Annotated in this window: 26 protein-coding genes; 14 read left to right on the forward strand and 12 right to left on the reverse strand. The window is 61.6% G+C overall.

The window, feature by feature from the left end; all coding sequences use genetic code 11:
- Positions 1–11: 11 nt before the first annotated feature.
- Positions 12–455, reverse strand: a complete 444-nt coding sequence (locus EB812_RS00890) for an acyl-CoA thioesterase (protein WP_118228923.1) — start codon at positions 453–455, stop codon at positions 12–14.
- Positions 456–664: 209 nt separating this feature from the next.
- Positions 665–2,443: a formate--tetrahydrofolate ligase gene (locus EB812_RS00895; protein ID WP_118228922.1), complete on the reverse strand. Its 1,779-nt coding sequence runs from the start codon at positions 2,441–2,443 to the stop codon at positions 665–667.
- A 384-nt stretch (positions 2,444–2,827) separates the two neighbouring features.
- Between EB812_RS00895 and lpdD the strand changes: the two genes are divergently transcribed.
- Positions 2,828–3,199: a prenylated flavin chaperone LpdD gene (gene lpdD / locus EB812_RS00900; RefSeq protein WP_118228921.1), complete on the forward strand. Its 372-nt coding sequence runs from the start codon at positions 2,828–2,830 to the stop codon at positions 3,197–3,199.
- 165 nt (positions 3,200–3,364) lie between these two features.
- Positions 3,365–3,565 carry a hypothetical protein gene (locus EB812_RS00905; RefSeq protein WP_118228920.1) on the forward strand — a complete coding sequence of 67 codons (201 nt, stop codon included), beginning with the start codon at positions 3,365–3,367 and terminating at the stop codon, positions 3,563–3,565.
- Here the strand turns inward: EB812_RS00905 and EB812_RS00910 are convergent.
- From EB812_RS00910 to EB812_RS00930, 4 genes are all read right to left on the reverse strand, one after another.
- The gene (locus EB812_RS00910; protein WP_165450852.1) at positions 3,528–4,877 is read right to left on the reverse strand and encodes a sodium:solute symporter family protein; all 1,350 of its coding nucleotides are present in this window, start codon (positions 4,875–4,877) and stop codon (positions 3,528–3,530) included. The two genes, EB812_RS00905 and EB812_RS00910, sit on opposite strands and share 38 nt — an antisense overlap.
- Complete coding sequence (bioA, locus tag EB812_RS00915; protein ID WP_242621145.1) at positions 4,874–7,063, reverse strand: adenosylmethionine--8-amino-7-oxononanoate transaminase; 2,190 nt, start codon at positions 7,061–7,063, stop codon at positions 4,874–4,876. Before bioA ends, EB812_RS00910 begins: the two co-directional genes overlap by 4 nt.
- Before the next feature lie 37 nt (positions 7,064–7,100).
- Entirely contained in the window at positions 7,101–8,063 is a 963-nt protein-coding gene (gene bioB / locus EB812_RS00925; RefSeq protein ID WP_130957710.1) for a biotin synthase BioB, read from the reverse strand.
- Positions 8,064–8,165: 102 nt separating this feature from the next.
- Positions 8,166–8,564, reverse strand: coding sequence for a Ros/MucR family transcriptional regulator (locus EB812_RS00930; protein WP_118228917.1), 399 nt, complete (start codon positions 8,562–8,564; stop codon positions 8,166–8,168).
- A gap of 628 nt (positions 8,565–9,192) precedes the next feature.
- Here EB812_RS00930 and EB812_RS00935 point away from each other — a divergent pair.
- From EB812_RS00935 to hmcF, 4 genes are all read left to right on the forward strand, one after another.
- Positions 9,193–9,483 carry a hypothetical protein gene (locus EB812_RS00935; RefSeq protein WP_118228916.1) on the forward strand — a complete coding sequence of 97 codons (291 nt, stop codon included), beginning with the start codon at positions 9,193–9,195 and terminating at the stop codon, positions 9,481–9,483.
- Between the two features lie 269 nt (positions 9,484–9,752).
- Positions 9,753–10,157: a cytochrome c3 family protein gene (locus EB812_RS00940; RefSeq protein ID WP_118228915.1), complete on the forward strand. Its 405-nt coding sequence runs from the start codon at positions 9,753–9,755 to the stop codon at positions 10,155–10,157.
- Between the two features lie 51 nt (positions 10,158–10,208).
- Positions 10,209–10,889, forward strand: a complete 681-nt coding sequence (gene hmcE / locus EB812_RS00945; RefSeq protein WP_118228914.1) for a sulfate respiration complex protein HmcE — start codon at positions 10,209–10,211, stop codon at positions 10,887–10,889.
- A gap of 42 nt (positions 10,890–10,931) precedes the next feature.
- On the forward strand, positions 10,932–12,326 hold the full coding sequence (hmcF, locus tag EB812_RS00950) for a sulfate respiration complex iron-sulfur protein HmcF (RefSeq protein ID WP_118228913.1): 1,395 nt from the start codon (positions 10,932–10,934) through the stop codon (positions 12,324–12,326).
- A gap of 200 nt (positions 12,327–12,526) precedes the next feature.
- On the opposite strand, the gene EB812_RS00955 is transcribed toward hmcF, so the two are convergent.
- Both EB812_RS00955 and EB812_RS00960 read right to left on the reverse strand, forming a co-directional pair.
- Complete coding sequence (locus EB812_RS00955) at positions 12,527–12,874, reverse strand: response regulator (protein WP_130957711.1); 348 nt, start codon at positions 12,872–12,874, stop codon at positions 12,527–12,529.
- Positions 12,798–13,340: an RrF2 family transcriptional regulator gene (locus EB812_RS00960; RefSeq protein WP_130957712.1), complete on the reverse strand. Its 543-nt coding sequence runs from the start codon at positions 13,338–13,340 to the stop codon at positions 12,798–12,800. Before EB812_RS00960 ends, EB812_RS00955 begins: the two co-directional genes overlap by 77 nt.
- 323 nt (positions 13,341–13,663) lie before the next feature.
- On the opposite strand from EB812_RS00960, the gene EB812_RS00965 reads away from it, so the two are divergent.
- Positions 13,664–14,110 carry an RrF2 family transcriptional regulator gene (locus tag EB812_RS00965; RefSeq protein WP_130957713.1) on the forward strand — a complete coding sequence of 149 codons (447 nt, stop codon included), beginning with the start codon at positions 13,664–13,666 and terminating at the stop codon, positions 14,108–14,110.
- Between the two features lie 594 nt (positions 14,111–14,704).
- Here EB812_RS00965 and EB812_RS00970 read toward each other — a convergent pair.
- The 3 genes from EB812_RS00970 to EB812_RS00980 are packed head-to-tail and all read right to left on the reverse strand — an operon-like array spanning position 14,705 to position 16,984.
- The gene (locus EB812_RS00970; protein WP_118228909.1) at positions 14,705–15,208 is read right to left on the reverse strand and encodes a threonine/serine exporter family protein; all 504 of its coding nucleotides are present in this window, start codon (positions 15,206–15,208) and stop codon (positions 14,705–14,707) included.
- Positions 15,205–16,101, reverse strand: a complete 897-nt coding sequence (locus tag EB812_RS00975) for a threonine/serine exporter family protein (protein ID WP_236031293.1) — start codon at positions 16,099–16,101, stop codon at positions 15,205–15,207. Before EB812_RS00975 ends, EB812_RS00970 begins: the two co-directional genes overlap by 4 nt.
- A complete protein-coding gene (locus tag EB812_RS00980; protein ID WP_118228907.1) occupies positions 16,091–16,984 on the reverse strand; it encodes a Rossmann-fold NAD(P)-binding domain-containing protein in 894 nt (297 codons plus the stop codon). Before EB812_RS00980 ends, EB812_RS00975 begins: the two co-directional genes overlap by 11 nt.
- A gap of 182 nt (positions 16,985–17,166) precedes the next feature.
- On the opposite strand from EB812_RS00980, the gene EB812_RS00985 reads away from it, so the two are divergent.
- The 7 genes from EB812_RS00985 (at position 17,167) to EB812_RS01015 (ending at position 23,788) form a co-directional block, all read left to right on the forward strand.
- Positions 17,167–17,820 carry an HAD family hydrolase gene (locus EB812_RS00985; protein ID WP_130957714.1) on the forward strand — a complete coding sequence of 218 codons (654 nt, stop codon included), beginning with the start codon at positions 17,167–17,169 and terminating at the stop codon, positions 17,818–17,820.
- A gap of 12 nt (positions 17,821–17,832) precedes the next feature.
- Positions 17,833–18,528, forward strand: a complete 696-nt coding sequence (locus tag EB812_RS00990) for an ATP-binding protein (RefSeq protein WP_130957715.1) — start codon at positions 17,833–17,835, stop codon at positions 18,526–18,528.
- 170 nt (positions 18,529–18,698) lie between these two features.
- Complete coding sequence (metA, locus tag EB812_RS00995) at positions 18,699–19,640, forward strand: homoserine O-acetyltransferase MetA (RefSeq protein WP_118228904.1); 942 nt, start codon at positions 18,699–18,701, stop codon at positions 19,638–19,640.
- A gap of 22 nt (positions 19,641–19,662) precedes the next feature.
- A complete protein-coding gene (locus tag EB812_RS01000; protein WP_118228903.1) occupies positions 19,663–20,106 on the forward strand; it encodes an RrF2 family transcriptional regulator in 444 nt (147 codons plus the stop codon).
- Positions 20,090–20,926 (forward strand): Fe-S cluster assembly protein NifU, encoded by an 837-nt coding sequence (gene nifU / locus EB812_RS01005; RefSeq protein ID WP_118228902.1) that lies wholly within the window; start codon positions 20,090–20,092, stop codon positions 20,924–20,926. Before EB812_RS01000 ends, nifU begins: the two co-directional genes overlap by 17 nt.
- A 1-nt stretch (position 20,927) precedes the next feature.
- Positions 20,928–22,082 carry a cysteine desulfurase NifS gene (nifS, locus tag EB812_RS01010; protein WP_118228901.1) on the forward strand — a complete coding sequence of 385 codons (1,155 nt, stop codon included), beginning with the start codon at positions 20,928–20,930 and terminating at the stop codon, positions 22,080–22,082.
- Between the two features lie 689 nt (positions 22,083–22,771).
- The gene (locus tag EB812_RS01015) at positions 22,772–23,788 is read left to right on the forward strand and encodes a bacteriohemerythrin (protein WP_118228900.1); all 1,017 of its coding nucleotides are present in this window, start codon (positions 22,772–22,774) and stop codon (positions 23,786–23,788) included.
- A gap of 180 nt (positions 23,789–23,968) precedes the next feature.
- Here the strand turns inward: EB812_RS01015 and ilvA are convergent, their stop codons facing one another.
- The gene (ilvA, locus tag EB812_RS01020) at positions 23,969–25,507 is read right to left on the reverse strand and encodes a threonine ammonia-lyase, biosynthetic (protein WP_118228899.1); all 1,539 of its coding nucleotides are present in this window, start codon (positions 25,505–25,507) and stop codon (positions 23,969–23,971) included.
- Positions 25,508–25,657 lie beyond the last annotated feature (150 nt).

Raw genomic sequence — 25,657 nt, forward strand, 5'->3', positions numbered from 1 at the left:
CCGACGCCCTCTTACCCCGCGGCCAGGGCTGCCCGCACTTCCGCTTCCTCGGCTGCCGCAAAGTCCCGGCTGAGTTCCTCAGGAATGCGCACGGGCCGTCCGCTGGCATAATCAATATAGATCCAGAGGGTTTCCGCTTCCGCCAGGAGAGCCGCATCCGCGCCGCGCCAAAAAAGATAGCGTCGCGTGCATTGGCGCGAGGCAAAGTCGGCTACCCAGGTAGCCCCGCTGATGACCTGCCCCGCTACTGCCGGTTTGCGGTAAGTAATGCGGTGCTGCCGCACCACCCAGCCCTGGCCCACGGCCGCATAGCGCTCCATGCTCCAGCCGTTGGCTGCGGAATGGGCCACGGCCAGATCCTGCATCCACTGGACATAGCGCAGGTTGCTCACTCTGCCCTGCATGTCCATATCCGCCTCGGTCACGGTTATCTTCTCAATATAATAACGGTACATTGTTCTTCCTTTGTCGCAGGGCTGCAGAGCCGCGCAGGTTTGAACCGTCCGGCGGCAATGCAGGACGGCCATCCACCATACAGGCGCTGCGGTTCACGCGCTGCAATCCCGGAATGATCGGGGTTTAACAGTACAAATAAACGGCGTTTATACCTGTGTGCGGGCGTCTGTTCAGGCCGTGGCCAGAGCAACTTCAAAGGGAAAAGGCGCTAAAACAGCCCCGAAACCTGGCCCGTTTCCACATCCACGTCAATGTTGCGGAAACCCGGCCGTGAGCCCGTGCCCGGCATAAGGCTGATGTCGCCCGCTACCGGCACCACCAGCCCAGCGCCGCCAAACAGGAGTGCGTCGCGCACGTGCAGCCGCCAGGAGGCGGGCACGCCCCGCCTGCTGGGGTCATCAGACAGAGAATACTGGGTTTTGACCATGCAGACGCCCAGCTCAGCCGCGTCGGGCCGTTCCTGTAAGGCGGCCAGACGCTGGGCCGCCAGGGGTTCAAAATCCACGCCGTCCGCGCCGTAAACCTCGCGGGCGATGCGCACAATGCGTTCCCGCAGGGGCAGATTCCAGTCGTACAGGGGGCGGAATGCGCGGCGGTCCGTGCGGCAGGCGTCCAGCACGGCGTCGGCCAGCTCCAGCGCGCCTTCGCCGCCCCGCGCCCAGTGGTCGGAAACGGCCACCCGCGCCCCGGCCTTTTCGCAGATGCGGCGCACCGTATCCAGCTCCGCCTGGGTATCGGTGTGAAAGCGGTTGAGGCAGACCACGGCCGGCACGCCGGAGCGCCGCACAATGCCCAGATGGTGCAGCAGGTTGACGCAACCGGCCTCCACCAGGGCCAGATCCTCGTGGGTATAGGCTTCGGGCAAGGGCTGACCGGGGCGCAGCTGCGGCGCGCCGCCGTGGTATTTGAGCGCGCGCACTGTGGCCACCAGCACTGCCGCGTCCGGGGTCAGACCGCTGTAGCGGCATTTGAGGTTCCAGAACTTTTCATAGCCCATTTCGGCGGCAAAGCCCGATTCGGTCACATGCGCCTCGCTGAGTTTGAGGCCCACCCGATCGGCAATGACGGAGCTCTGCCCCAGAGCGATGTTGCCAAAAGGCCCTGTGTGCACCAGTACGGGCTGGCCTTCCATGGTCTGGATCAGGTTGGGCTTCACGGCCTCCACCAGCCAGGCGGTCATGGCTCCGTCCACCTGCAGGTCGGCGGTGGTCACGGGCTTGCCGTCACGGTCCAGCGCCAGCACCATACGGCCCATGCGCTGCCGCAGATCCCGCAGATCACGCGCCACCGAAAGGATGGACATGACCTCCGAGGCCACGGTGATGTCAAAGTGCGAGCGCATCATGAAGCCGTCATTGCGGCGGCCTTCGCCTTCTATACCGATGACCACATGGCGCAGGGCCTGAGCGCAGAAGTCCACCACCCAGCCCGTGTTCACGCGGGTGGGGTCAATGTTCAGGCGGCGCATGCCCGAAAGCCGTTCCAGGGTGGCGTCGTCGTAGTTGCGCTCATGCTGCATGCGGGACGTCAGGGCGGTCATGGCCAGGTTATGGGCTGCGCCCACGGCGTGGATGTCCCCTGTGAAGTTGAGAGAATAGGGCGCCAGTGGAATGCACTGCGAAAGCCCCCCACCGGCAGCCGAACCCTTCATGCCCATGGTGGGGCCGCCCGAAGGCTGGCGAATGGCCGCCGAAGAGCGCAGTCCGCGTCGGGCCAGGCCCTGTACCAGACCAATGGTAGTGGTGGATTTGCCCTCGCCCAGGGGCGTGGGGGTGATGGCCGTCACATCTATATAAAGACCGTCGGGCTTGTCCGCCAGACGCTGCAGCACGGCCTGCTGCTCAATCTTGCCCATATAGTGCCCATAGGGCAGAATTTCAGAAGATTCCAGGCCCATTTCCGCGGCCAGCGTGAGGATGGGCTTCATATGGGATTCGGCTTCCTGGGCCAGTTGCCAATCGGGGTGCCGGGTGGGATCCAGGGTCATGACGTCTCCAGGTCTTGCAGTAGGCATTTCAACGTTGAAATGTTCTGGCGGTTGCGTAAGCAGACGCCCGCCGGGAAGCGCAAGCGCAACTTATTTGCGCTGTTAAGCGCCGGAGCGAGCGTGTCGTAACCTTTGAGAATACCTATTCTCAAAGGCAATCTGTTCCAAAAGCGGCGCGTCCGCAGGGATGCGGGAATGCGGCGCGGGGGATGCGCGGATGGTACGGGCAGCGGGCGGCAGCGTCAAGACAGCGGCCTTGCGGCTGCGGGCCCGGGAAGGTAGAATAGCAGCGGCGCGACGACGCTGCAAAGGGCGTGCAACCACCCTTGCGCCGGGCGGGAAAGCTGTGGCGGCGGAGGCCTGCGCCATTGTCTGGGAGGAAATATGCGTTTTACCGCCCGTCAGGGCAGAATCTGCCTGCAGTTGCGCGTTTGCCGCCAGGGTGGCGACCTGCAGGTGCTGCTGGGCGGCGGCACGGCCCATCTGGGGGCCGTAGCCCTGGCCTATGCCCCTGCGTCGGGGGCCCAGGCCCAGGGGCGGCTGCTGGTTTTGCCCGGCCACCGGGAGGACGTCCTGGCCCTGCGCACGGCCACCGCCTTGGCCGATGGCCTCGGCTGCGCCGTATGCGTGAGCGCGGGCATCCACTATCCGGCCATCACGCGCGAAGAAATCGCCGTGGTGGAGGCGCTTGCCGACGTTTTGACCCAACGCTGCCTCATGGCTTTGCGCAAGCAGACGTCCGATCCGGAGGCGTAAGTTCAGCCCGGCCCGTTACGACGAAGGAAGTTACGGGCAAAGACAGCAGCGCTAGTTACGGGCCAAGACAGCAGCGCTGGTTAGTTGCACTGTTCTGTACCGGAGTGGACATCCTGAAATTTTTGAAATGTATATCCTCAAAAGTACAATGCGCAAGGAGAAAGCATGCTGACCGTCGCGGACCTGGAAGCCTTGGAGGCATACATCAATTCCGGCCAGTTGGAGGCAGATTTTGTGGACGGTTGTGAACACGACCGTCACTATCTGCTGGAACTGCTGGAAAAACTTATGGATGTGGCGGACCTGGCCGATGCGGCAGCCACCAGGCTCATATTCCGGGGTCTGCCTCTGCCGCCTTCGGCCTGACGGGCTCCCTGCGGCGCGCCGCAGCCAGGCTGCCCAGCAGGGACACGCCAAGGCCCGCAAAGCTCCAGGCGCTGTTGTCGCTCAGAGTAGCCGTGAGGCCCAGCAGGCCGCCGGCCGCCATGGCGGCAGCCACGCCCCAGGGGCGGAAGCGGGCCTTGCGGTAGAGGAGCATGCCCACAAACACGGGTGGCACCACGCCGCAGACGTAAATATCATTGGCCATGAGCAGCAGGGCCAGGATGCCCTTGCCGTAGAGGGCCAGCACCATGGCGGCCAGCGCCGCGCCCAGCATGCACAGACGGCAGGCGGCCACGCCGGGACGGCGCAGAATATCGTTGCTGCACACTGAGGCCGCCGTGATGATGCAGGAATCTCCGGCTGAAATAATGGCGCTGAAAATGCCCAGCAAAATAGGCGTGGAGGCCCAGGTCGGCAGATGGGTCAGCAGGGCGGCACTGAGCACCTGCTCCGGCGGCGTGCCTGCGGGCACCAGGTCGCGGCAGGCTATGCCCAGGGCCACGATGATGGCTGCCGTGATGGTGAGCCCCGCCACGGCCCACAACCCGCCACGGCGGGCGGCTGCCGCGTCCCGCGCCGTGAGCAGACGCCCGAACAGCATGGGGCAGACCACATAACTGCCGCCCAGAATGCAGAGGTAATAACGCAGCTTGGAAACGGGAAAGTCCGCATTGACCGCTTCCAACGGCACGGCCGCCAGGGCATGCCCGCCGCCCGCCTTGACGCTCAGGGCCAGGGCCAGCAAGAGGGCCGCCATGAGCACGGAAAACTGCCACACGTCGGTCTTCATGACCGCCGCCTGCCCGCCCACCAGGGTGTAGGCCAAAAGCGCCGCCGCGCCCAGCAGCACGGCCGGACCTTTGGCAAGGCCGGTCAGGGGCATGATGATGGCCGCCATGGCGCTGAACTGCGCGGCCAGGATGGCCAGCCAGGCCGTGACAATGATCACGGAGGCCAGGGGACGGCTTGGTTCTCCCAAAAAGGCTGTGAGCATTTCCGGCATGGTCACGGCCCCGCTTTCCCGTACTTTTTGGGCCAGAAACAGGCTCAGCACGGTAAGGCCCACAGCCCCGGAGCCCAGCCACCAGAAGGCCGGAGTGCCCACCTGCCAGGCCAGACCGGCCATGCCCATGGTGGCGGAACCGCCCACGCAGGAGGACACGATGGAAAGGGCCACTGCAAAGGCCGTGCTGCGCCGTCCGTTAAGAAAATAGGTGGCCGCGTCCACGCCATTGCGGGTGGACCACAGGGCCACAAAGAACAGGACGGCGAAATAGAAGACCAAAAAAGTCACGGCCGGTGAGCCCCCTCGCGCAGCGCTCCTCGCACGGCCGCGCACAGCCGGGCCGCGTCTTCCGGCGGCGTGTTATAGGGGGGCATAATGTAGATGAGCCGGTTGAAGGGGCGCAGCCACACGCCCCGCTCCACAAAGTAGCGCTGCAGTCGGGCCGTGTGGACCGGGCGGCGCGTTTCCACTACGCCTATGGCCCCCAGCACACGCACGTCCGCCACATCGGGCTCCGCGGCGCAGGGGGCGAGCCCCGCGCGCAGGGTCGCTTCCAGCCCGGCCACCTGTTCCGGCCAGGCGTTTTCGGCCAGCAGGTCCAGACTGGCCCCGGCCACGGCGCAGGCCAGGGCGTTGGCCATAAAGGTGGGGCCGTGCATGAGCACACCGTTGTGGCGGCAGATGTCTTCTGCCACGCTGTCCGTGCAGGCCGTAGCGGCCAGGGTCAGCATGCCGCCCGTGAGCGCCTTGCCGCAGCAGAGAATATCCGGACATATCCCGGCCCATTCCGCCGCAAACATTTTGCCCGTGCGGCCGAAGCCCGTGGCGATTTCGTCCAGGATGAGCAGCGCGCCGGCCTCTCGGCACAAGTCGGCCAGGCCGCGCAGATAGTCCGGATGGTAAAACCACATGCCCCCGGCTCCCTGCACCACGGGTTCCAGGATGACGGCGGCCACCTCCGGCCCGTGGGCTGCCAGCAGACGGCGGGCGTCGTCCAGGCTGGAGGGGTCAAAGGGCTGATCAAAGCGGCAGGCGGGCCGTTCCATAAAGATCTGCCGGGGCAGCGCGGCCGTAAACAGGCTGTGCATGCCCGTCACGGGGTCGCAGACGGACATGGCCCCGAAGGTGTCGCCGTGGTAGCCCCCGCGTGGAGTGAGAAAGCGTGTGCGCTGTGCTTCCCCCCTGCCCCGCTGGCACTGCAGGGCCATTTTGAGAGCCACCTCCACCGCCACGGAACCGGAATCGGCAAAAAAAACCTTGCCAAGCCCTGAGGGCATGAGGCCAAGCAGGCGCTCGGCCAGGGCCACGGCCGGTTCGTGGGTCAGCCCGCCGAACATAATGTGCGGCATGCATCGGGCCTGGGCCTGCAGGGCCGCCAGCAGACGTGGGTGGTTGTAGCCGTGGATGGCCGCCCACCAGGAGGACATGCCGTCCACCAGCTCTCGCCCGTCCTGCAGCAGGATGCGGTTGCCGCATGTGCTCCGCACCGCGTCCAGTACTGGTGGCGGGCAGGCGGCAGCGTAGGGATGCCAGACGGCAGCGTGGTCGCGTGCGATAAGGGAAGCGGCGGCGTCCGCTGCCGTGGCGTTGGGACCGGCGGCAGCCTCTGCGGGGGCGCACGGTTTGACGGCATCAGCTAGGCCAAGGGCTGACGCGACGCAGGCCTTGGCCCGCGCCAAAGCAGCGGGCGCGCCGGCGTGGCCGGTCGGCATATCCAGAGGGGCCGCCAGCGCAGCACATTGCCGGGCCAGCGGTTCCAGACGGCGCGCCAGCAGATCCCAGGCGGCCGCGTCCAGCTGCGGCACGCGGGGCAGCTCCAGCACCGGGGCGTCCGACCATCCGGCGGCCCGCAGACGCACGCGCAGCAGGCGAGCCGTATCGGCCAGCATGGCGGGCACATCCACGCCGGGGCAACCGGCGTCGGGACGCTCTGTGGGCGTGAGCACCAGCCCCGCCAGGGGCAGCCCCCGCGCGGCCAAGGCGTCCAGCGAAAGCAAAATGTGGTTGATGCCGCCCAGGCAATTGCCGCCCACCAGCAGCACCGGCAGCCCCAGCAGAGCCATCAGGTCCAGCAGATCTTCGTCATCGTTGAGGGGTACGCGCAGGCCCCCGGCCCCTTCCAGCAGGAGAACAGCTGCGCCGCTGGCGTGAGCTTGCTGCGCCACATCCTTTGCCAGTCCGGCGCAGGTAAGACGCGCGCCGGACCGCGCGGCGGCCAGATGCGGCGAAGCCGGCAAGGGAAAGCAGTGCAGACAGGCGGCGGGAGAGACGGAAGGGAAAAGCCGGGGGGAGAGGTCGGCCACAGCTGCGGCGTAAACGCTCATGTCCGCCAGGGGCGCGCTGGACAGGTTTTTGGGGGGGACGCCGGTCTGCACGGGCTTCACGGCCTGTGCGGCCCATCCGCCCAGGCGCAGGGCTCGCAGCAAGGCCGCTGTGGTCACCGTTTTGCCCACATCCGTGCCGGATCCGCTCACAAACAGGCCGCGCGGTCCTGGCCACGCAACCGCACTCTCAGGACGCCGCAGCGCAGACGCCGTCACCGTCCACCTCCAGGCCCAGACGGGCCAGCATATTCAGGTCGCTTTCCAGGCACTGGCCGTGCGTGGTCAGATAGTCGCCCGTCATGAGGGCATTGGCCCCAGCGGCGAAGGCTTCGGCCTGCCTGTCGCCCAGCACTACGGGACGCCCGCCGCAGATGCGCAGGGTGGCCGTGGGCAGAATGTGCCGGAACAAGGCCACGATGCGCAGGGCCTCTTCCGCCGTAAGGGGAGGCTGCCCGGCCAGCGGCGTTTGCGGGTGGGGGTGCAGAAAATTCATGGGCACCTGCCGCACCCCCAGCTTTTTGAGGCTGAAGGCAAAGGCCACCCTGTCCTCCCAGCTTTCGCCCAGGCCGAACAGGCCACCCGTACAGGCCGTGAACCCGACGCGCATGCCGCGCAGCACGGTTTCTCGCCGCTGTTCCCAGGTCTGGGTGGTGCAGACGTGCGGATAATAGGCCTGGGAGGTTTCCAGATTGTGGTGGTAGCGGCTGAGACCGGCGGCGGCCAGGTCTGTGAGTTGTTCCGCTGCAAGACGGCCCAGTGAAGCGCAGACCCGCGGCTTCACGGCTGTGGGCAGAGCGGCGATGCAGGCGCGCAGACGGGAAAATTCCTCCCCGCTCAAGGCCGCGCCGCTGGTGACGATACCGATGTGCGCCACGGGCAGAGCGGCCATGCGCAGGATGCGCTCCCGCAGCTCGGCGTCGGGCAAAAGCGGAAAAATGTCAATGGGCGTGTGGTTATGCCGACTTTGAGAGCAGAACCGGCAGTCCATGGCGCAGTTGCCGCTACGGGCGTTGATGATGGCGCAGAGCACAATGCGCCGACCGAAAATCGCCTCGCGCAGGGCGGTAGCCTGTTTCAGAAGACGGGAAAGCGGCAGCGCCAACAAATCCAGAGCCTGTATCGGCGTGCCGACTGCCAGAGATTTGATCATAATTCAAAAAGTCTGAAAGCAAAAACAGGGTTCGCCGCCGCTGCCCCCGACGCAACGGCCGGGTCGGCAGAACAGCGGCGCGAAATGTGGCGGCCTGTGAGCCTACTGCACCTTGCGGCGCTTTTCCCACAGTTTCATGTCCTTCATCTTTTTGCGGCGTTCGCGCTGCAGGGCCTTGCAAACCAGGGGCGCGTCCTTTTTGAAGCCCCACTTTTCGCGGTATTCCGCAGTGGTCATGCCATGACTGGCAAGATGGCGCTTGGTAAGAATTTTGAAGCTTTTGCCACATTCAAGGCAGGTGACGGACTTTTCTTTTACCGACTTACGGGCTTCTTGCGCCATTTCTGCGCTGTCCATCTCCATTGGAGCTTCGCCTTCAGCCACGGCGCGGATGCCTTGAGCCACTTTCTGAATAAAGGTGGCGATCTCCTCTTCGCTCATTACCCGTACGCCGGCCTGTGCCCTGGTAATTTCCAGCGCCTCTTTCAGATAATCATCCATAGCTACCTCTGCTTGTTAGCACCACGACGCCGTCTTAGCGTTGCAGTGGGCAACAGTGACATTTCCAAATGAAACAATATAAGTTGGATTCTCCAATGGAGGCACCATACACAGGAGCTATTGCTTCGTCAATGTTTTCGCGCTCCATGAATAAATAATTATGAGGCATGCCCGTAAAAGACCTGTGTCTACCGGGGTAAAAATCAGCCTTGAAATTGATAATATTTTCACAAAAGCAAATTGTGTCCGCCATTGACCATTCTTTTGGGACAACACGGGGCAATTCCAATGCATTGCTATGCTGTTGCAAGTATGGTCACTCGCACGCAAAAAAGTCCTAAATACCAAGCTGCATACTATGTAACTTGGTATTTTGTAACCCTTTGACGTTAGTGACGTTGTTTTTAATTGTTATTTTTTTCTCATGCAGACATAGGCACTCTTGAAAATGAGGGAACTATACTGTTTTTTTGGATTAAAAGCCTCCCAAGGCCTTGACGTGGTATATTTAATATGAGAATAATTTTGTAGGAATTAATTCCATCGTGTTTTTTACAATTTAATTGCTCTTTCCATCTGCCTCATATATATTGTGGGGCACAGCCGCGTGTGACGCAAGGGAGTTGCCATGTCAGCGTTGTCCGACCGTGAGTTTCTGGCCGAGGAAATGTGCGCCCTGTACTCCCGTTTGACGGGTGAAGAGTCCGCTCAGGCCGACCTGGATCTGGCGCGCAGGTTTGCCGGTGATCAGGAGCCGCACGACCATTGGCTTGAGACAGGCAAACTGGATTATGAATCCCGCCTCTTCCTTTATATGGCCGCGGCTTACGCCATGCGCTGTATGAAGCAGGATACGTACAAATGCGCCGTCTTTATGCGCAGCGCAGCCACGGCCCTGGCCGACAAAGCCCGGGCCTGACCGCCACTTTACGGAACCAGGGGAAATCCCGTTGCAGGTGCGCGGGGTTTCCTTCAAGTAGCGGAGCTTTGGGCCCGACCCGCCCAAAAGCTGCAGGCCCCGCCGCGCGGGCGTCGGCGCAACAGGCTTGCGTCAGCGCCCGCACGGCGGATGTAGCCCCCGCAGCCGCCGGAGCTGTTTCAAAGTGGAATTGCTCCTACCTTTATACCCGGCGCTGGTTTGTAACCGGGGAAAAACCACCAGGACCTGTCAGGAAGCAAGGAACTATCATGCGGGAAAAACCTTTCGGATGCAGAACCACCCTCCCCTGCCTGCTGTTCGTGTGCTTCGCCCTGGCCTTGCCGTCAGGCGCGGCCTACAGTGCGGAGCGCATCCCCATTACCACCCCTGCCGTCAAGGCCAAACAAATGCCGCAGGTGTTTTTCAACCATGACGCTCACATGGCCTATGTGGAAGGCGTGGACGGCGACTGTTCCACCTGCCACAACATGACGGACGCCGGTCTTTCGGAATCCCTCAAGGACGTGACCGCCGTTCCTGCCGCCAAGCAGGTGGAGTACATGCACGCCACCTGTACCGCGTGCCATGTCAAGGCCGGCAAAGGCCCGCGCCTTGTGTCCTGTCGGACCTGCCATAGTGAAACCATCGCATCTGAACATGCCGGTAAACAATGATCGGCCGGTGGTGCGCCATTATTTGCAGTCTATGTGAGGAGGCAGAATCAGATGCTTGATTTCATTACCGGACCCCTTTTTGTTATTTCTCTTGCCGTGTTCTTTGTTGGTCTTCTGCTCCGCGCTATTTTTTATGTGCGCGGTCTGGACGCCAAGCTGGAACGGGTGGCCTACACTTACCATGCGGACCGCTCCATCCCTGGCGCGCTCACGTCCATCTTCAAATGGCTCATCCCCGGTGGCACCTGCGGTTGGCGCGCCCAGCCCGTGGCCACGTTGCTCTTTTTCCTCCTGCACTGCGGCGCGGTGCTTATTCCTTTGTTTTTGCTGGGCCATACGGTGCTGCTGGAATACTATACGGGCATCAGCCTGCCTGCCCTGCCCGGCGCCCTGGCGGACATTCTCTCCATCGCCGCAGTGGTCGGCCTGGTGCTGCTGGCCCTGCGTCGGCTGGCTGTTCCGGCCCTGCGCCAGCTCAACAGCGGCCAGGATTGGTTCATCCTGCTCCTGACCTTTCTGCCCTTCGCCACCGGGCTTATGGCCCGGCTCAACACTGCCTCCTATGAAAGCTGGATGATCGCGCACGTGCTTTGCGGCGAACTGTTCCTCATTCTGGCGCCCTTCACCAAGCTCTCGCACATCGTGCTCTTCTTCATGTCCCGCGCCCAGATCGGCATGGATTTCGCCATCAAGCGCGGCGGCGCCACCCGTGGCGGCGCGTTTCCCTGGTAGCCGGGCTCACCGGAATATTTTTTTGCCGGAAAGGAGCAAACAATGTCCCAGACCCTGTGCAACAACATCCCTGTCACCACCAAGGAAGGCATCCTTGATCTGCTGAAGGACAAGGGCGGCGCACAATATTACAGTCAGATGAAAGAAATGAAAGTGGACCAGGAAGCTCTGGCCCGCGATCTGGAAAAAACCTGTAAATCCCGCACGCGCACTTGGCTCAAAATCTGTGCCCACTGCGCTATGTGTGCGGACAGTTGCTTTTTTTACAAAACCAACAATAACGACCCCAAGCAGATTCCTTCGTATAAAATCCAATCCACCCTGGGCGAGATGCTGCGCCGCAAGGGCAAGGTGGATACGGAATTTATGATGCAGTGCATGGACACGGCCTGGGGCAAGTGCACTTGCTGCAACCGCTGCGCCCTGTACTGCCCCCACGGCATCGATACGGGCGTCATGTTCAGCTATCTGCGCGGCATTTTGTTCAAGCACGGCTTTGTACCGTGGGAAATGAAGATTGGTTCGGGCATGCACCGTGTCTACGGTGCGCAGATGGACGTGACCGAAGAAGACTGGCTGGAAACCTGCGAATGGATGGTGGAAGAAAACCAGGACGAATGGCCCGACCTGGAAATCCCCGTGGAAAAAGAAAGCCCGGACGTCATGTACATCCTCAACGCCCGTGAGGTGAAGCATTACCCGGAAGACATCGCCCAGGCGGCCATTCTTTTTCACGTTACCGGCACAGACTGGACCGTGCCCCGCGAAGGTTGGGAAAACACCTCGCTGACCATGTTCGCTGGCGACTGGGACGGCTGTGCCCAGAACGTCAAGCGCATCTAYGCCGCCATTGACCGCATTAAGCCCAAGATGGTGGTAGGCACCGAATGCGGGCACGCCCACCGCGGCACCGTGGTGGAAGGTCCCTACTGGGCCGGACAGGAAAGCGGCGATCCGCCGGTGCCCTTCCTGCACTATGTGGAGTGGGTGGCGCTGATGCTGCGCACAGGCAAGCTGAAAATCGATCCGGCCAAAAAAATTAAGGTTCCCTGCACGTTGCAGGATTCCTGCAACTATGTGCGCAACCACGGGCTCGGCAAAGCCACCCGTGAAATCATGGGCTATATTGCCGAAGATTTTCGCGAAATGTCGCCCCACGCCGACCACAACTTCTGCTGCGGCGGCGGCGGCGGCCTCAACGGCATCGGCCTCTACCGCAAGGAGCGCAACATCGGTCTGAAAAACAAGCTGGACCAGATCAGGGCCACTGGCGCGGAGCTGGTCATCACCCCTTGCCACAACTGTTGGGACGCCATCCGCGATATGATGGAAGTATATGAGGAGCACAACATCAAGTGGTCGTTCCTTAAGCCCCTACTGGTGGACATGATGGTGGTGCCGCCCCACATCAGGCACAATCCGCCCGAAGACGAATAGACGAAGTCCAGTCCCGCGGCGTCCGCCCCACAAAGGCCGAGAGCGGTTTTAGCCGGGGCGGAAGCGGACACAGGGCAAAAAAGGAAGACGCGGCCGGGTTTCCCGTCCTTTTGCGGGCCGTGCTTTTCCCAATGCCGCAATATCGCCGGGCCGGGCGACGACGATCCCCGTGCCCGGCCCGGCGACGAAAGCGGATCAGTTCAGGAGGCCAGCACAGCCTCCACGCTGCAGAGCAGATCCTCGCATGAACAGGATTTGCGCAGTACCGGAGCCTTGGTGCCGAGGCGCGGGCCCACATTGGTACAGACGATGGCGGGGATATGTCTGGTGCGGCTGTTTCGGCGCAAACGGCTGTACATAATGGTGCCGGACGTGCCCTCCAGATCCACATCAAAAATGATGCAGTCCGGGAGGTCTTGTTCCAAAAGGGCCAAGCACTGGTCGCAACTGCAGGCGGCGCTTACCCGATATTCATGCTGCAGGAGCGCCTGTGACAGCCTGCTTCGACTTGCGGCATCGCTGTCGACCAAGAGAATATGTTTTTGCATGCGGGCCTCCCGCCGGCGATTCCGGCGGCTTTCGGTTAGCTGTTTTTGCAGGGGGGCGCGAGGCGGAGTGCTGGGCCGCCCTGCCCTGCCGCACGGAACCAAGGGTCACCAGGGTAAGAGAATGCTGCAAAGAACGCGCGGCCTTGTCCCAGACGTCCAGAGCGGCTTTGCCCCGCGGTGCTTCGGGGGCAACGCCGGGCAGGGTTATGCCGCCTTCTACGGCGGCAATGATATCCGCCAGGGTAATGGCGTCGGGGCTGCGCGCCAGAATATGGCCGCCAGCTATGCCCCGAAGACTCTTCACTATTCCCTCGGCCTGCAACAAGCGCATAATTTTTTGCACAAATTTTTCCGAAATGCCGGTACAGGCCGCCAGCTCCGAAGCGGAAGCCGGGATGGCGTCACTTTGTTCAGAAAGGCACAACAGCAAGTGCAGGGCATGACAGGCCATAGTGGAAATGCGCATGATAATTCCTTGAATTTACTACTGTAATGTTATTGTTATCAATACTTGAGGTGTCTAATTTAGACTGTTTTACTCATCTTTACTTTATGGGCTGTGGGCCGTCAAGCCTTAAGGGCAACTTGCCGCCTTTTTCGGGACGGGCAAAAACCACAGAGTTGTGAATATTTTCTTAATTTCCGAAAATAAAAACTGGAGGGGATGCAAACCCGCCGTGTTTAAGCGTATACTGAGACGTCATGACCGTTTGCCCGGCACAGCCGACCCCGTGGTTACGGCAGAGCCGACCACCAGCTTTCAAAAAGCCCAATGGGGGGACAGATAGAATGAAACTCTCCGCAAAAACCCGCTATGCCGCCAGGATACTGCTGTACCTGGCCAAATACGGTATTGAGAGGCCCATTTCTTCCAGCAAGCTCGCCACACAAACGGGCATCAGCTCTCAATTTATCGAGCAGATTTTACGTCAGCTGCGCCTTGCGGGCATTACGGGCAGTATTCGAGGCGCGCGCGGGGGGCATGTGCTGTTGCGCAAGCCCGAAGACCTGACCTTCGGCTGCATAGTCAAGCTCATGGAGGGGGGTATTGAACTTTCCGGTTGTCTGGAAAAACCCGGCAACTGCGTGCGTTTTGACGGCTGCGAAGTACGCCGCGCCTGGGAAAATCTGCAGGCCACCCTGGACGGCGTTTTTGAATCCATCACCCTGCGTGACCTCATGCAGGACGACAGGATACTTTCCTCTGCCCCGCCGTCGGGAGGCCCGCTTAACTAGAGGGCGTTGCTCCGTTACAATGCCCTGGCGGTTGCGTAAGCAGACGCCCGCCACCGCCGTCTGCCTGCGGTGAAGGCGCAAGCGGATCTGACGCAGGAGCTTGGCCCGTCACGACGAAGGAAATACGGGCCAAGGCAGCAGCGCTAGCTGCGGATGAAGATAACGCCGGTATGTAGTTGCGTGGGTAAGCGCGGGAACAAGCGTATTTAAACTTTGAGAATACATCTTCCCAAAGGTATCTGCCCTGAAGAATGGCATTGTTAGTTGCCTGTTGGCAAATGCAGGAAAGGAATCCGCGGTGGCGCGTGATTGCGTAAATGAGCCGTGAGGAGAGCTGTGGCGAGGTCATCTGCGCCGCCAGAGCGCTTCAAGGGGAAAAAATCCAGGGTGGGTTGTCGTTGCCCCGCAGGCGGGTAAAGGTCTTTAGCGTTTTCTGAGCCCGATCTGGCGCTGCTGCGGCTGTTGCCGCCCGTAACGTTTTTTTGCCGCAACGGGCTAACTTCCTTCGCGCAATGGGCTAATCCACTTTTGCCTTTTCTACGGCGGGCGTCCGTTTCACAGCACCCCGCACAAGGCTTGCCGGATAAACCCGCGTCAGCCGCGTCGCAAAAGCCGCCGCCAGGCGCGCGGCAAGGGCGCGTCCCTGTGCAGCAACAGCAGGGGCAGCAACGCGCCGATGGCCAGGCCGCTCATGATAAAAAAGGCCGTGAGCCCGTTAAAGACTATGCTCACCAGCAGATCCTGCCGTTGGACGCCGCTGGCGCCAAGAAACTGCAGAATGGCCAAAATGGCCTTGTAGGCGAACATGCCCGGCACCATGGGCAGCAAGGCAGGGAAAACGAACATCTCCGCCGGGGTGTGCCAACGGTTGGCGCAGGGAATGCTGATCAGACCAATGCAGGCGGCGGCGCACAAAGAGGCGCTGCTGATGCCCATGACCGTGGCGTGCAGCAGCAGCGTGCGACAGATGTGCCCCAGAGCGGCCAGCAGCCCCGCCACCAGGGCAATGCGCAGCGTGGGCCGAGAGATGGCGGCAAAGCCCACGGCGGCCACTGCGGCGAAAAAGCCGTCGCCCAAATAGTAGAGCAAGGAGCTCACAGTGAATCCACCCCCAGCAGCAGCATGGTCAGGGCAAGGCCCAGAGCGATGCAGACAATAAGCGTGCTGGCCTGAACCAGGCGGGACACAGCCATAAGTACATGTCCGTCCAGGATATCCATCATGGCGTTGATCAGGGGGATGCCGGGGATGAGAAAGAGCACGCTGGCGGCCATGGCCGTCTGCGGCGTTGCGCCCCAGCCGAAGATGAGCCCCGGCGAGGCCAGCAGCGAGGCAGCAAAGGCGCAGCAAAAAAAGGTAATCTTGACGTCCATGCCCCAGTGCAGCAGCTTCTGGCGCAGATAAAAGCCCGCCAGAGTGGCGCCGAAGACCAAGCCCATGGCCACGGCGTCACCATCGAAAAGCCGGCAGAAAGCGGCATTGGCGCAGGCCACCAGAAAACGCAGCAATACGGGGTTGAGGGCCGGCAGGGCCAGAATGGCGTCAAACCGCCGCCGGGCTTCGTCCAGGCTCAGATTTTCATCGCCGATATTCCAGCTCAAAGCGTTCAGTGCCGCTACTCGCTGAAAATTGGGAGCGCCGGACACAATGGCGCACACGGCGGTGTGGCGTTCCTGAGGAATGCCGTCCGCCGCCGGTTTGACCACAGAAATCATGAAATGCCGGGAGAGCATGGCCAGCTCCACGGCAAAGCCGTAAGCCTTGGCAATGCGTGTCGCATTGCGATCCACCCGGCTGGTCTGCGCGCCGGCAGCCAGCTGCGTGGAGCAAAAGCCCTGTAAAAATTCAATAAGCTCGCGGGCTGTGGGCAAGACGCAGGCCGACTGCGCCCCGGCCTGTCTGTCGCAGGGCCCGCGGGAAAGGCCGTCTTCTCCGACGGCCTCCCGGCGGGCAGCGTTGCCGTTAAACGCGAGGCCCATCCTACAGCTCACGTTCGTTATCCAGAAAAACCCAATGCAGCATGCGCTTGTGCACCCGCAAGCGATATTCTGCCTGCTGCACCAACAAAGAGGCCTTGCCGGCAAGGATTTCGTCCGCCACGCCGATGGCCGACACGGGCGAGGCGCTCAACAGCAGCCGCACGTTGGGTTCGGCCAGGGACAAAAGCCCGGCGTCCACCCTCCAGCAGGCGCGTTCCTCGGCCGTGAGTCCGCTGCGGCAACCGGCAAACACATAGTTGGCGCCCTTGACGGCTTCTTTCGGGCTGTCCACAAAAGTGACGGATGAGCCCAGGCGCTCGACGGCCTCCTGCAGGGGGCGACGGTCCGCCTGGGTCGGCAGGGCCACACGCAGCCGGAACGGAAACCAGGCCGTGGCCTCCATCAGAGAATGCAACGTACCGTTGACGCAGCCGATCCAGGCGCAGTTTATGGTGTCCAGATAACGAGAACAGCGCAACATGCAGGAAATGTCCGCCAGGGTGTGGGCGGGGTGCGCGTCCGGGCTGCCGGCATTGATGACGGGAAAACGCGGTTCAGTGGATTTTGCGTCCCAGCCCCGCACGGGCAGGCCGTAGACGTACATGCAGTCCAGATAATAGCCGAAAATGGGCAAAAGCTGCTCGCGGTAGTCGTCCATTTCGGCCCGCCAGATGCCGCGGTTGCCCTCGTAGACCACGGAGCCGCCCATCTGCCGCACGGCGGCGGAGACGCAAAGACGTTCAGGCAGGGAATGCTGGGCAAAAACCAGCAGAGCCACGCGCTGGGTCATGAAATCCGTCTGCAGTTTGGGATCCGGCATGCCCAGGGCCTGCTGCACCAGAAGCCAGCAGGCCGTTTCGCCCAAATCTTTGATGGTCAGGATGTGTCGCGCCATACGGCCTCCATAAGAGTGGACTCCACAGAACCGTCGGGCCAGCGCGCCTTGTGCGCCCGATCAACCCCAATCCCGCAGAGGATTTCAGATTATCAAGGCCCTTTCCCCCTGTCCAGTATTGCCGGGCTTGTGGTATAGGGGGCTTTTCCGCTACACTTGAAGCATCTGCACAGGGAGCGAACATGAAAGTTTTTCTTTTTGACCTGGATGGCACCCTCCTCAACAGCCTGGAAGACATTGCCCTGGCCTGCAATACCGTGCTGCGCCGGCACGGCCTGCCGGAGCACCCCTTGCCGGCCTATCGACAAATGGTGGGGCGGGGTTTTGACTACCTGGTGCGTAGCGCCCTGCCCGCCGCCACTTTGGACCGGACCTCGCCGGAGGCCTTGCGGGCCCTGGTGGACGAGGCCCGCGCCTGGTACGGCGGCCATATGTGCGAACACACCCGACCTTACGACGGCCTTGACGCGGCATTGCAAAGCCTTTGCGATCAAGGCCGCGTGCTGGCCGTACTTTCCAACAAACCCGACGAACTTACCAAGGATCTGGTACGCCGCTATTTCCCCGCCGTTCCCTTTGCCCTTGTGCGCGGCGCGCGGGATGACGCGCCCCTCAAGCCGGACCCCGCCGTTCCGCGCGCAATGCTCGCCGCTCTCAACGTCCCGGCTGCGGACGCCTGCTATGTGGGCGACAGCGATGTGGACGTTTTTACCGCCCACAACGCCGGCATGACGGCCGTGGGCGCGGGCTGGGGCTTTCGCGGCGCGGCCGAGCTTGAAGCCGCCGGCGCGGAACATGTGCTGGCGGCCCCCTGCCGTCTGCCGGATCTGCCCTGATACGGAGCCCTCATGAAACGCCTGATCATTGAAGTTGATGAAGACAAGTGCAACGGCTGCGGCCAGTGCGTGCTGGACTGCGCAGAAGGCGCTCTGGCCATTGTGGACGGCAAGGCCAAACTGGTGAGCGACGTGTTTTGCGACGGTCTTGGGGCCTGTCTGAACTGTCCCCAGGGCGCGCTCAAACTCACTGAGCGCGAGGCCGCCCCTTTTGACGAAGTCGCAGCCCTGGCGGCCAAGGACGGATCTGCCGCCACTGCTCCACAGCGGCCCCCTGCCGTTGCCCCGCACAGAGGCTGTCCCGGCGCGGCCGCGCGTACCTTGCGCCCTCTGGCCGCCCCCGTCGCCGATGCCCCCGCAGAGCTGACCGCCCGGCTGCCTTCCTGGCCCATCCAGTTGCGGCTGGTGCAGCCCAGCGCCCCCTTTTTGCGCGGCGCCCATGTGCTGCTGGCGGCCCACTGTGCAGGCTTTGCCCTGCCCGGCCTGCACCAGGACTGGCTTACCGGACGCATACCCATCATTGCCTGCCCCAAGCTGGAAGACAACGCTCTGCTGCAGGAGCGCCTCACGGCCCTGCTGGCCGCCGGGGTTCAGAGCCTTACGGTGCTGCGCATGAGCGTGCCCTGCTGCGGCGGACTGGAGCGGCTGGCCCGCAACGCTGCGGCAGGCCTGAACCTGCCCGTAAGCTGCGCCGTGGTGCGCCTGTGAGCAGCGCGGCCAATGCGCCAGAGGCCCCACAACAGGATTCCTGTAAAAGAATCCGTGTACACATGCCTTGACAAAACATAGTAAAGAGCTATGTTTTTGACGCGGGGCATTGGGGGACAAAGCCGCTGCCCCCCTACTGCCCAAAACATTGAGGAAAGAACGAGGAGACCATGCCCATCAAGATCCCGGCGGACCTGCCGGCCTGCGCAGCCCTGGAGGGCGAGAATATCTTTGTGATGACGGAAGACCGCGCCGTGCAGCAGGACATCCGCCCTCTGGAGATCGTCATCGTCAACCTCATGCCCACCAAAATCGCCACAGAAACGCAGCTGCTGCGGCTTTTGGGCAACAGCCCCCTGCAGGTCAACATCACCTTGCTGCGTACTGAGGCGCACCAGTCCAAAAACACGCCGGTCCGGCATCTGGAGCGGTTTTACAAGACCTTTTCTGAGATCCGCCACGGCACCTTTGACGGCATGATCGTCACTGGCGCGCCTGTGGAGCACTTGCCTTTTGAGGATGTGGACTACTGGCATGAGCTGCTTGAAATAATGCACTACGCCCAGCACCACGTCTACTCCACCCTGTACATCTGCTGGGCAGCCCAGGCGGCGCTCTACCATTTTTATAATATTCCCAAGCACGTGCTGCCTGCCAAGATTTCCGGCATTTTTGAACATCAGGTGCTGCAGCCGGCCTGCCGGCTGTTCCGGGGCTTTGACGACACCTTTCTGGCGCCCCACTCCCGTCATACCGAAGTGCGTGAAGAAGACACACGCAAGGAACCGTGTCTGCGCGTTCTGGCCCGTTCGGACGAAGCCGGGCTCGCCCTGCTGGAAAATGTGGACCACTCCCAGGTATTCATGACCGGGCATCTGGAATACGACCGGGGCACCCTGGACCAGGAATACCAGCGCGATCTGGAGCGTGGACTGAACCCCGCGACGCCGCAGCACTACTACCCCGGCGACAACCCGCAGGCCATGCCGACCATGCACTGGCGGGCCCACGCCCACCTTTTTTACAGCAACTGGCTCAACTATTATGTGTATCAGGAAACGCCCTTCAGCCTTACGGCCATTGCCAAAAAACGCCAGACCCAGGGCGCCTGACCGCAAAAGTGCGAGGAAAGCTATGCGATTTTCCACCAGAACCCGCTATGGATTACGCTTTTTGCTGCGTCTGGCCGCCCAGCCCCAAGGCAGTCTGCTGCAACTGGGGCAGGTAGCCAAAGAAGAAAACATTTCGTCCGGCTATCTGGAGCAGATCGTCCGCGCGCTCAGGCCCATGGGCATTTTACGGGCCGTGCGGGGGTCCGGCGGCGGTTACGCTCTGGCCAAGCCCCCACAGGACATCAATATGGAAGAGGTTTTTCAGCACCTGGAGGGCGAAATTTCTCCGGTCCGCTGCCTGACCAAAGGACGCCACTGCCTGCGTGAAACCCGTTGCTCCACCAGGGGCTTCTGGAGTGAACTGGACGAGCACATCCGGGGCTTTTTGCGGCAGCGCAGCCTGCAGAACATCATCGATTCTGAGAAGCCTGTCGCTTCAGGAGGCAATTATGTGGAATTACACTGAGACCGTACACGACCACTTTCTCCATCCCCACAATGTGGGGCCCCTTAAAGACGCCAACGCCATCGGCGAGGTGGGCAGTCTGGCCTGCGGCGACGCCCTAAAACTCTATCTCAAGATCGACAAGGAAGGCGTCATCCGCGATGCCAGCTTTGAGACCTTTGGCTGCGCCAGTGCCATTGCCTCCAGCTCCGTGCTCACGGATATGGTCAAGGGCATGAGCGTGGAAGACGCCCTCAAGCTGACCAACAAGGATATCGTCAACGCCCTGGGCGGCCTGCCCCGGCAGAAGATGCACTGTTCCGTTATGGGCCAGGAAGCCCTGGAAGCCGCCATCCGCCAGTGGAAGGGCGAGCCCCCCATGCCCCACGCTCAGGAGGAAGGTAAGCTGGTCTGCAAATGCTTCGGCGTCACAGACGCCCAGATCATCCGCACCATCCGTGAAAACGGCCTCAAGACTGTGGAGGAAATCACCAACTACACCAAAGCCGGCGGCGCGTGTGGAGAGTGCCTGGACGAGATCGCCGAGATTCTCGCCACGGAACTCAAGCAAAAGCCCCTGGTGGAGCTTAAGCCCCGGCCACGCCTTACCAACGTGCAGCGCATGCAGAAGGTGCTGCAGACCATTGATGAAGAAATCCGGCCCCGCCTGAGCGTGGACGGCGGCGACATAGAGCTGGTGGACGTGGACGGCCCGCGGGTGGTGGTTTCCCTGCGTGGGCGCTGCTCCCAGTGCCGCGCCAGCGACGTCACCATCCGCGACCTGGTGCAAAAGGCCCTGCGCGAACACGTGGAGCCGGAAATCGTGGTGGAGGAGGCCTAACATGAAAACCATCTATCTGGACAACAACGCCACCACGGCCATCGCCCCGGAAGTGCGCGAGGCCATGTTGCCCTATCTGGGCGAGCTTTATGGCAACCCTTCCAGCATGCACACCTTCGGCGGCCAGGTGGCCGGCGCCGTGGATACGGCCCGCGCGCGTATGGCCGATCTGCTTGGCGCCAAGCCCGATGAAATCATCTTCACCTCCTGCGGGTCGGAAAGCGACAACGCCGCTATCTGGGCGGCCATCCAGACCCAGCCGGAAAAGCGCCATCTGGTTACCACCCGAGTGGAACACCCCGCCGTGCTCAACGTCATGCAGTACTGGGAACGTCAGGGCTACCACGTTACATACCTGAGCGTGGACGCCAAAGGCCGCCTGGACCTGGACGAATACGCAGCGGCCCTTACCCCGGATACGGCCCTCGTTTCCGTCATGTTCGCCAATAATGAGGTGGGCAATATCTACCCCGTGCAGCGGCTGGCGGAAATGGCCAAGGAACGCGGTCTGCTCTTCCACACCGACGCCGTGCAGGCTGTGGGCAAAACTCCCATAGACATGGCCCACCTGCCTGTGGATATGCTCTCCCTTTCCGGCCACAAGCTGCACGCGCCCAAAGGTATAGGCGTGCTCTACGTGCGCAAAGGCGTGCGCTTCCGTCCATTCCTGCGGGGCGGACATCAGGAAAACGGTCGCCGCGCCGGTACGGAAAACGTGCCCTACATAGTAGGTCTGGGCGTGGCCGCCCAACTGGCCGCTACGCACATGGAAGAAGAACGCGTAAGCGTGGCCCTTTTACGCGACAGGCTGGAGCAGGGTCTCCTTGCCGTCATCCCCGAATGCATGGTCAACGGCGATATAGCAAACCGCCTGCCCAATACCACCAACATCGCCTTCAAGAATGTGGAGGGCGAAGCCATCCTGCTTATGCTGGACAGGCTGGGCATCTGTGCAAGCTCTGGTTCTGCCTGCACTTCGGGCAGTCTGGAGCCTTCGCACGTGCTCCGGGCCATGGGCGTGCCCTTCAACTATGCCCACGGTTCGGTGCGGCTTTCCCTTTCGCGCTACACCACGCAGGACGAGGTGGACTTTGTGATCGCCCACTTCCCCGACGTCATCAAAACCCTGCGGGACATTTCTCCTTATAAGGACTGATTTCACCGCACCCCGGCAACAGCGGCGTTTGCATAAAGGCCCCTTCGGAGTAAAACCGGAGGGGCCTTTATGCAAACTGCCCGATGCAAGCAACTTGGTGGAAAGATTGCCGACATACGGGGCATAGGCCTTTTTAGAGCATTTAACACTTGAAATGCTCGCTTATGGCAGGCAAAAGCCTGCCTTCTCGCATTTTGTGGCAAGGATTTTCAAGAAAATCCTTGCAGAGCAATTAGCTCATTTCATTCGCTAACTGCTCTAGCTTCTGTGGAAGCGCACGCGCAGCTTCAGCCGTTGCGACGTCGGCGCCTGGCCCGTTATGACGCAGGAAATTACGGGCAAAGACAGCAAGCGCTAGTTATGGATGAGGACAACACCACTATTTATTTGCGCGATTAGGCGCCAGAACGAGCCTGCGGTGAACTTTAATAGATATTCTCTAAGGTAATCTGCTCCAGACGCCATGCTTGCTTCAGATACCAATTTGACGTATAAGAAATGCTGTTGATAAAGTCTCAACTCCGTGTCATAGAACATAACTATATTTTTATTTTCACAAAATTTGTGTATGCTATAGTTGCAAGTGTAACCTTGCGTTGCGCTACTGCTCCGCCACCGGGTTTGCGACCACAGGTCATCTCCGCGCAGACCCCGGCCTTTGCCGCGCCTCCGGCGCACAAGGATATGCCATGCCCGTTGCCGTGTTTTTGCTTTTTGCCGCGCCGTTTGTAGGGCTGAGCGCCCTGCTCCTTCCCCGTTCCTTTATTTTCGTGCCTCTTGTTCTGGCTGCCGTGCTCACCTGGGGTGGCCTGCTGCTCGTCTACCGCAGTTTGCTCACCCCCCTGCGGCGGTTGACGACCAGCGCGCGCGCTGCGGGCGACGCCCCTCTGAATGTTCAGGGGGCCTGCCCTCTTCTGCGGGAAGCCCTCACGGCCCTGCAGGAGCGCGAACACCACCGGCAAGAAGACTTTGCCCGGATGCTGCATGAGAAAGAAGAAAACTTTCAGGAAGCCGTGGAGTGGCACGAAAAATATTCGGTAGCCATCACGGGGCAGCGGATGGTCCGCGCCACCCTGGACAAAGTGGCGGACAAGCTGAAGAGCCTTGCCGCCCGCCTGCCGCAGGAGGCCGTACCGGAGGAGGACGCGCACACCCGCGCCTGTCGCGTCTTTGTGACGGAAGCCTTGGAGAACGCGCGGGGAGAGCTGGAATACTGCGCCAACTATCTGGATCAGATGAACGTTTTTTTGGGTGAAACGCCGACGGCGGGGGAAAAGGCCGAAACCGACGAACAGGATTTTTTTCAGTGGTCCGAAAGCTACACCACGGGCGTGCCCGTTATCGACGGCCAGCACAAGCTGTTGCTCTCCTACATCAATAAACTGGCCCGCAACGTCAGCCAGGGCAGCGACCCTGCCCTACTGCTGGAAATTTTGGACGCGCTGGCGGGCTATGCCTTCACCCATTTCAATACTGAGGAAATTTTCTTTGCCGCATCCGGCTACACTGAGGCCGGCAAGCATATCCGCAAGCACCGTGAATTTCGCCAGACTGTGGCTGAATTCCGTGAGGCTTTGGACGAAGGTAGGGCCCATATTGATATTAATCTATTGGAATTTTTGAAAGTTTGGCTCATAGAGCACATTCAGGGCATGGACACGGGCTATGCCCCATATGTGCGCAAACGCATGGATGAACATGCCTGACCGCCCAGCGATGCTTTCATGGCGGCAGCCCACCGCACGCACAAAAACCGGACGCGCTCCCCCTGCGCTACAGACCATCGGCGCAATTTCAAAATATCATTGCCCCGACCAGAGGATTGACCAGGACATCTTACGCGCGGCCCCAATTACAATTTTGAGGCCGCGCGTAAAAGAAAGCGGTTAATTTTCGTGCCAGCCCAAAAACATCCTGTAGGCCGGGTTGGCGGTTTCTTCCACATGGGGGTAGCCCATGCGCTCCACGCGGGCAAGAAAGTCCTCAAAGTCCGCCCGTTTTTCTTCAGGGGCCTCAAAGCCCACCAGCACGCGGCCAAAATCCGCGCCGTGGTAGCGGTACTGGAACAGGGTAATGCTGAAATCCACCCGCATGGCGTCCATAAAGTCCAGCAGCGCGCCGGGCCGTTCAGGGAAGGTAAAGCGCAGCAGGCGTTCGTGCAGCACCTGCGGGGCATTGCCGCCCACCAGGTGCCGCAGGTGCACCTTGGCCAGCTCATTGTCCGTAAGGTCCACGGCCTCAAAGCCCTGACCACGCAGTTCGCCAAGCACCTCGGCCACGTCTTCCCGCCCGTTGATCTTAATGCCCACCAGCACCCTGGCCCGCTCCGGGTCGGAATAGCGCGTGCAGAGTTCCGTGATGTTGCGGCTGCCGAAAGCGGCGCAAAGCTGTCGAAAGCTGCCCACGGCTTCGGGAATGTTGATGGCCAGCAAAGCCTCACGTTGCGCGCCGATTTCGGAGCGGTCCACCACATGGCTCAGGCGGTCGAAATTCATGTTGGCCCCGCTTACCACGGCCACCAGGGTGGCGTCGCGCAGGCCGCCGGCCTTGGCGTAGGCCCGCAGCCCAGCCAGAGAAAGCGCCCCGGCCGGTTCGGCCACCACGCGCGTATCTTCAAAAATATCCTTGATGGCGCCGCAAATGGCGTCCGTCTCCACGGTGATGATGTCGTCCAGCAGGTCGCGGCAGATGGCAAAGGTCTCTTCCCCCACCAGCTTCACGGCCACGCCGTCGGCAAACAGCCCCACTTCGGGCAGCTCCACTCTCTTGCCGGCCATGACCGAACGCCGCATGGCGTCAGAATCCACGGGCTCCACGCCGATGACGCGGATATCCGGCCGCAGGTTCTTGATGTAGGCCGCAATGCCTGCGGCCATGCCGCCGCCGCCAATGGGCACAAAGACCGCATGGATGGGCCCCGTGTGCTGGCGCAGAATCTCCATGGCAATGGTGCCCTGGCCCGCAATGACGTCCGGATCGTCAAAGGGCGGAATGTAAACGCAGCCCGTTTCCTGGATCAAGTCCAGCGTGTGCTGCCAGGCGTCGCTGAAGGATTCGCCCGAAAGCACCACCTGCCCGCCCAGACGCCGCACGGCCTCCACCTTGATGGCGGGCGTGGTCACGGGCATGACAATAGTGGCCTCGCAGCCCAGCCGCCGGGCCGCCAGGGCCACACCCTGGGCGTGGTTGCCGGCGGAGGCCGTAATCACCCCGCGCCGCAGCTCGTCCCGCGAAAGGTGGGCCATTTTGTTGTAGGCCCCCCGCAGCTTGAAAGAAAATACCGGCTGCAGGTCTTCGCGCTTGAGCAGCACTGTATTGCCCAAACGGCGCGAAAGGGTCACGGCCTCTTCCAGAGGCGTTTCCACCGCCACGTCATAAACGCGGCTCAATAAAATTTTGTGCAGATATTCGCTGTGCTTGTCCATGAAACGGTCCTTGCGGCTGTACGGCGCCGGTCAACAATCCGGAAGGCGGCTGCCCGGCAGCCGCCTCTGGCGCGCGTGAGTGTGACCTCAAGCTATATACCCCCCCGGCGCGGGGCTCAAGTGCCCAGAGTCCCGACACTTGCGCCGAGA

Source organism: Desulfovibrio legallii (assembly GCF_004309735.1).
GTDB lineage: Bacteria > Desulfobacterota > Desulfovibrionia > Desulfovibrionales > Desulfovibrionaceae > Desulfovibrio > Desulfovibrio legallii.

What these genes read in the sequence shown, in the direction of transcription:
- EB812_RS00890 (WP_118228923.1), bottom strand. Translation starts at nt 455, where the DNA reads ATGTACCGTTATTATATTGAGAAGATAACCGTGACCGAGGCGGATATG.
- EB812_RS00895 (WP_118228922.1), bottom strand. Translation starts at nt 2,443, where the DNA reads ATGACCCTGGATCCCACCCGGCACCCCGATTGGCAACTGGCCCAGGAA.
- lpdD (WP_118228921.1), top strand. Translation starts at nt 2,828, where the DNA reads ATGCGTTTTACCGCCCGTCAGGGCAGAATCTGCCTGCAGTTGCGCGTT.
- EB812_RS00905 (WP_118228920.1), top strand. Translation starts at nt 3,365, where the DNA reads ATGCTGACCGTCGCGGACCTGGAAGCCTTGGAGGCATACATCAATTCC.
- bioB (WP_130957710.1), bottom strand. Translation starts at nt 8,063, where the DNA reads ATGATCAAATCTCTGGCAGTCGGCACGCCGATACAGGCTCTGGATTTG.
- EB812_RS00930 (WP_118228917.1), bottom strand. Translation starts at nt 8,564, where the DNA reads ATGGATGATTATCTGAAAGAGGCGCTGGAAATTACCAGGGCACAGGCC.
- EB812_RS00935 (WP_118228916.1), top strand. Translation starts at nt 9,193, where the DNA reads ATGTCAGCGTTGTCCGACCGTGAGTTTCTGGCCGAGGAAATGTGCGCC.
- EB812_RS00940 (WP_118228915.1), top strand. Translation starts at nt 9,753, where the DNA reads ATGCGGGAAAAACCTTTCGGATGCAGAACCACCCTCCCCTGCCTGCTG.
- hmcE (WP_118228914.1), top strand. Translation starts at nt 10,209, where the DNA reads ATGCTTGATTTCATTACCGGACCCCTTTTTGTTATTTCTCTTGCCGTG.
- EB812_RS00955 (WP_130957711.1), bottom strand. Translation starts at nt 12,874, where the DNA reads ATGCAAAAACATATTCTCTTGGTCGACAGCGATGCCGCAAGTCGAAGC.
- EB812_RS00960 (WP_130957712.1), bottom strand. Translation starts at nt 13,340, where the DNA reads ATGCGCATTTCCACTATGGCCTGTCATGCCCTGCACTTGCTGTTGTGC.
- EB812_RS00965 (WP_130957713.1), top strand. Translation starts at nt 13,664, where the DNA reads ATGAAACTCTCCGCAAAAACCCGCTATGCCGCCAGGATACTGCTGTAC.
- EB812_RS00980 (WP_118228907.1), bottom strand. Translation starts at nt 16,984, where the DNA reads ATGGCGCGACACATCCTGACCATCAAAGATTTGGGCGAAACGGCCTGC.
- EB812_RS00985 (WP_130957714.1), top strand. Translation starts at nt 17,167, where the DNA reads ATGAAAGTTTTTCTTTTTGACCTGGATGGCACCCTCCTCAACAGCCTG.
- EB812_RS00990 (WP_130957715.1), top strand. Translation starts at nt 17,833, where the DNA reads ATGAAACGCCTGATCATTGAAGTTGATGAAGACAAGTGCAACGGCTGC.
- metA (WP_118228904.1), top strand. Translation starts at nt 18,699, where the DNA reads ATGCCCATCAAGATCCCGGCGGACCTGCCGGCCTGCGCAGCCCTGGAG.
- EB812_RS01000 (WP_118228903.1), top strand. Translation starts at nt 19,663, where the DNA reads ATGCGATTTTCCACCAGAACCCGCTATGGATTACGCTTTTTGCTGCGT.
- nifU (WP_118228902.1), top strand. Translation starts at nt 20,090, where the DNA reads ATGTGGAATTACACTGAGACCGTACACGACCACTTTCTCCATCCCCAC.
- nifS (WP_118228901.1), top strand. Translation starts at nt 20,928, where the DNA reads ATGAAAACCATCTATCTGGACAACAACGCCACCACGGCCATCGCCCCG.
- EB812_RS01015 (WP_118228900.1), top strand. Translation starts at nt 22,772, where the DNA reads ATGCCCGTTGCCGTGTTTTTGCTTTTTGCCGCGCCGTTTGTAGGGCTG.
- ilvA (WP_118228899.1), bottom strand. Translation starts at nt 25,507, where the DNA reads ATGGACAAGCACAGCGAATATCTGCACAAAATTTTATTGAGCCGCGTT.